The following is a 5,399-nucleotide window of genomic DNA, read 5'->3' as shown; positions in this document are numbered from 1 at the left end:
TCGTGCAACAGGCTTCGGTCAGGATTTGGGGATTCCCCGCTGCGTAAAACGTCATAGAGGTTTGAATCTTCACCTTCAACAAGGGGTGCATCCATGGATACGTGACGGCCGGAATTTTTCATCGACTCTTTTACGTCATTGATGGTCATATCAAGCTCTTTGGCAATTTCTTCAGCAGAAGGCGGGCGCTCGTGCGCTTGCTCAAGAAAAGCAAAGGTCTTGTTGATTTTATTGATAGACCCAATTTTGTTCAACGGCAAACGAACAATACGTGACTGCTCTGCAAGTGCCTGAAGAATAGACTGACGAATCCACCAAACGGCATAGGAGATGAATTTAAAACCACGTGTTTCATCAAAACGTTGTGCAGCCTTAATAAGTCCTAAATTCCCTTCGTTGATTAAATCGGGGAGGGTCAAGCCCTGGTTTTGGTATTGTTTGGCCACAGAAACCACAAAACGCAGGTTGGCTTTGGTCAATTTTTCCAATGCTCTCTGGTCGCCTTTTTTGATTCTTTGCGCTAATTCAACTTCTTCGTCTGCAGTGATTAAGTCAACTTTTCCAATTTCTTGTAGGTACTTGTCAAGTGAAGCGGTTTCCCTGTTGGTAACCTGCTTGGTAATTTTGAGTTGTCTCATTGAAAGGGTTTAGGGGTTAAAAAGACTTGCTACAAAAGGCGATTCACTTATTCAGAACTGTTGGGTTAACTCTGCTATTACCAACCTCGAGTTTAAGCCCTTGCTTCTCCAGAAGCGTCTTTTCAGTAAATTTTATTTTGTAGCAAGCCTAATTTTTTGATTTGTATATCTTGTTCTGATGGTTATACGTGAAGAGGGAACAAAAGGTTACAAAAAGGGTGAAAAAAATCACTTTGAAAAAACAGGGAGTGATTTTTTTATTGTGAAATTAATCCCTTCTCGGTTTTCTATCACTTTAACTACTGTATCCGGATTTACTTCTGCACCTATAGCGAATCGTCTTTTGAATGTTGATTTTGTTTGGTGGACATGATGCTGTCTATAACTCTTTTATCTGTTGTTTCAATTTTTAAACTGTCTGAAGCTCTGTAATAATGGTAAATGGTTTTTTGTTCAAAAAGTTCATCAATATCATATTTTGTGTTTACTAAACGTGTTTTCACCTTAATTGGTGCTGTATTGATGAGATTTTGTTCGGTTGTATCAATTATGAGCGAATAATAAACAGGTAAATTGTCATTATTATGTACTTCTTCATTTGTTTGATGTATATCTGAAGACACCACTGGGCCAATAAACTCATCTTCATTTAACTCATTTGATTGCTCTAAAAGGGGTTTGTTTACAATGCTGTTTTCATTTTGTAAACCGGATGGAGAAGTGTTCAACAAAAAATAGGACACTGAACCAATTAGCAGCACTGAAAATGTCATCCAGAATAGAATATTTTTATAATCTATTTTGGGTTTGTCAAGTGTTTTATGAATTCTTTCTAAAACCTTTTTGTCGGGCTGTTGAGGTTGGGTGTTTTTTTCAAAAGCCTTTTTAACGAATATGCCGATGTCTATTTTGTTTTTCATCTTTAACGAGTTCTCAGGGTTCAAATATTTTGTTTTTCAATTTTTTCTTTAAGACATACCTTTGCCCTATGAAGATTTGATTTTGATGTGCTTTCGGAAATAGAAAGCATTTTTGCGATTTCTTTATGTGAAAACCCGTCGAGTTGATAGAGGTTGAACACAAGCCTGTATTGATTCGGTAATTGTTGGATATATTCTAAAAGTTTATTTAATGCAATATTGGTATCTTCTGAAATCTCCACATCTTCCTCTTCATCAGTTAAATTATACTCCAGTAAGTCATTTGTCAAAAGTTTCCTTTTTTTGTACTTATCTATGGATTTGTTGATAACAATCCGTTTCATCCAGCCCTCAAATGACCCCTTACCGGAATAGGATTTTATTCTGCTGAAAATTGTAATAAATGCATCGTGCAAAACGTCTTCAGCTTCTTCAGTACTTTTGGAATATTTCAATGATTGAAGAAATAAAATATCCTTATAACTTCGGTAAAGCAAATTTTGCGCTTCACGGTCATTCTTTTTACATCTGTTAATGAGTTCTTCTATATTCAAATGATTAGAAGGGTTGTATTGAATTTTAATTCTTAAATTTAAGTATTTATAGTTAGAAATACCTTATCGCCCTTGCTCTTATACCGGGTGAATTTTTTGGAATTTCAACAATATCTCCTGTTGAAAAATCCAATGCCTTTGCATGTGATTCATTAGATTGAGTTGAACTCCAATAGGTTTCATTTTCAAAATTACCCAGCCCTTCCTGGTGTAAGTTTTCGTAGAGTTTATGCAACTCTTCAATGGATGGTAAGAACCAATCGTGATACTCACCTTGATTTTGTCCAAAAAGTAATGCTGTTAAAGCAGTAACACTTCCGTTGTTATCAGTGCTGCAAATACCCGGGTTGTTTTGGTAATCGTTTAAATCCAAATGGAAATTTGCAATTGCCGCTGAGCTCATTAACCCGTCACCAATGTCTTCAAAACTTGCAAATTGAATATCACCACTCAAACAACCCCATTCTTCAAAGGGAAGGTCAGCAGAGTGGGCTTCAATATACCTCCATCCGTTTTCATACTCTTCTCTGTCGAATGCCACGATGCCTCCCAGTGGTGTTGACTGGCCTACTTCAATCTCCCCTGTAAATTTACAAGCTTGTTTTATGAAATAATTATTTGTGTTGCTGGTTAATAAAAGTGAATTGTCAACAAATTCAACATTAAAATTTATGTTCCAGTCCTGAGCTACTTGTGAGTCTCCTGAAAGATTAATATTGAAATTTAAAACGTCGTTGATGAAAAAGAAAATCCAGGTACCGGTATATACATTGTTTTGATAATCAAAGCTCAAGGAGGTGTTATTGTTTACCGAAAATACTCCACCGGCATAAGTATTGTCTGCATCTTCAATAAAGGGAACTTTCCAAACACATTGTTGCGTCATAAATAAGCCATTGCAGTAACCAATTATTGCTTCTTGGGCACATCCATTGATGGCATCCTTCAATTCTTCATTGGTGGTGATTGAGTAAGGAGTGCCGTCTGCCAATGTCGTCTCAATGGGATAGCTTAAGCTGATGGAATGGTTTTGAGGTAAATTATCCAAAAAGATATAAAACTGAGAATCGTTTGACATCCAAGTTTCATCAATGATCTCGAGGTTTTCATCATATGTAAAAATCAAAAAGGAGTAATTGAACTCTATGCAAACAATGTCTACAAGAGGGTCTTCTTTTGTATCAGTCATTCTTATAAAAAGATTGTATAACTCAGAATTTTTTGCGATTAAATCTGAACTGCTAGAAAAGTCTACCGGCTCATTGTCACAAGCAGTAAAAATGAGTATAATAACGATAGAAGCCAATTTGAGTAACTTTTTCATAATATAATGGTATTTATTCGATGGTACTATTAATAGTGTTTGACAATTTCTTAAAAGGAACAATTTCATAATTTACATAAAACTGAAATGTGCTTGGTAAGGTATTCTGCGCTGCCGTAAAACGTAAATCGAAGGTGCTCTCACTTGTTATTTGTAATTCATAATTGATGTCGTTTGGAACCCCTACAAGAGTGATAGTCTCACTTTTACCGTCTTTTTCTATGACAGTGTCTGATTGGCGCAAAGGAGCAATGTTGGAGGACACACCCAAATAATTTGAGTCTGAAGCAAGCCATGCTGAAAACCAATTTGATGAGGTGATTATCGTTGGGTTGATTGCTTTAAAATCTTCCCAATTAGCAATAATATAATCAATTTGAGTTGCTACATTAGCTATATAATCGTCAGATGAATTGCTGTCATCTGATATCAATCGCCTTTCACCCAATTTCAAATCAAATAGGGCAAATATGTTGTTTTGAAAATTAAAATTGTTTGAATTGTTATTCTCATCATAGATTTTTACCGAAACAGGAATATAAGCAAAATCCCTTAAGACCTCGATGGACGCCTCTATTTGTGTAGAAAAACTATATATTCCGGCTACAGTAAACGCTTTTATAATATCGTCAGCAACTATGGTTTGTGATTGAACCACCGCAGGAGTTATAAGTTCATTCCAAGAGTAAAATACTTCAGATAAATATAAAAGCCTGAGGGCATTGACTTGAAAAGGTAAATATTCGCCTGAGGCTTTGTAGGTAGATGATTGTTTTGGAGCATATCTTTCAGTAAAAATGGTATTGGCGTTCAAAAATTTTGCGATTTTCTCCTTTTCAACAGCGGGACTTAAATTGTATCGGTTTATTAAATCAGAAACCATCTCATTTGCTGAGTTTAGTCTTTCAACTGTTTGTTGTGTCAGGTCATATTGATTCATTAATCCGGTTGAATAGTTCTGAAAGGTTGTAAAAGTTTCTATGGCATTTTCAAAAACAGTGGTTTCAACGTTTGGGTTATTATTGCCAACATTAAAACCCAGAACACCCTTTCTTCCATCAATAGTTAGAACGAATTCGTGGTCTCCCGGTGGAATATCAGGAACAAGGAAAATCAAATCACCGGCATCATTCTTGGCCAATGTGATTTGGTTCATTCCAAAATCTGCAAGATATTCCTCCTGGCTAAAGTCAAAGGTGTTTGAGGAGATCTTTACTAATTGATAAGGAATGACAGAAAGGGTTTCTGTGTTTAATTGAAAATTTTGAAGATTGGTATCATCACTTTTACAACTGATGATTGCTAATACACTTAAGAATAAGATTATTTTTTTCATACCATTTGGTTCTACTGTTTACTATTTAGTCTTGATAGTTTAAAAAGGTTGCGTGAACATCAAAAAAAAACACCCCTAAATTTTAGAGGTGCTTTTGAATTCTATTTTCCGGAGAAAGGATTAATCCCTTCTCGGCTTTCTGTCTCTGTCTCTGTCGTTGCGGCCTCTGGAATCCCTTCCTCGGTCATTTCTATCGTTACGGTCGCGTGGTGGTCTTTCCACAAATCCCTCGGGTTTTGGCAACAACGCTTTACGCGAAACTTTTTCCTTGCGTGTTCTTGGATCGGTGCCAAAGTGCTTCACTTCAAACTCGTCACCCATATTCACCACGTCAGATACATTTTCGGTGCGTTCCCAAGCCAGTTCGGAAACGTGAAGAAGTACTTCATTTCCGGGAGCATCAAGATATTCTACAACTGCTCCAAAATCCAGCATTTTAATGACTTTTACTTTGTAAGTACCGCCCACTTCAGGCTTGAACATCAATGATTCGATTTTTGCAAGTACCGCATCAATACCGTTCTGGTCTGTTCCAAGGATTTCAACAATTCCTTCTTCGGTTACAGGGTCTTCGTTGATTACAATAGTAGTTTTTGTAGTTTTCTGAAGTTCCTGAATCACTTTTCC

The 5,399-nt window shown here is 36.4% G+C and carries 6 protein-coding genes; all 6 read right to left on the bottom strand.

The genetic code is table 11. The features are described from left to right. Positions 1-638 (bottom strand): sigma-70 family RNA polymerase sigma factor (locus tag AC6F75_RS13305; protein ID WP_500715577.1); only part of this gene is annotated, 638 nt, incomplete at its 3' end. 326 nt (positions 639-964) lie between these two features. Further along, a complete protein-coding gene (locus AC6F75_RS13300; protein WP_500715576.1) occupies positions 965-1,558 on the bottom strand; it encodes a hypothetical protein in 594 nt (197 codons plus the stop codon). A gap of 20 nt (positions 1,559-1,578) precedes the next feature. Beyond that, entirely contained in the window at positions 1,579-2,112 is a 534-nt protein-coding gene (locus tag AC6F75_RS13295; protein WP_500715575.1) for a sigma-70 family RNA polymerase sigma factor, read from the bottom strand. A 52-nt stretch (positions 2,113-2,164) separates the two neighbouring features. Next, positions 2,165-3,436, bottom strand: a complete 1,272-nt coding sequence (locus tag AC6F75_RS13290; RefSeq protein WP_500715574.1) for an Lcl C-terminal domain-containing protein — start codon at positions 3,434-3,436, stop codon at positions 2,165-2,167. Between the two features lie 13 nt (positions 3,437-3,449). Beyond that, positions 3,450-4,772 (bottom strand): hypothetical protein, encoded by a 1,323-nt coding sequence (locus tag AC6F75_RS13285; RefSeq protein ID WP_500715573.1) that lies wholly within the window; start codon positions 4,770-4,772, stop codon positions 3,450-3,452. 120 nt (positions 4,773-4,892) lie between these two features. Beyond that, positions 4,893-5,399: S1 RNA-binding domain-containing protein (locus tag AC6F75_RS13280; protein WP_500715572.1), on the bottom strand; the 507-nt coding region annotated here is incomplete at its 5' end.

Source organism: Planktosalinus sp. (assembly GCF_059864935.1).
This window is presented reverse-complemented; position numbering and strand designations above follow the sequence as displayed.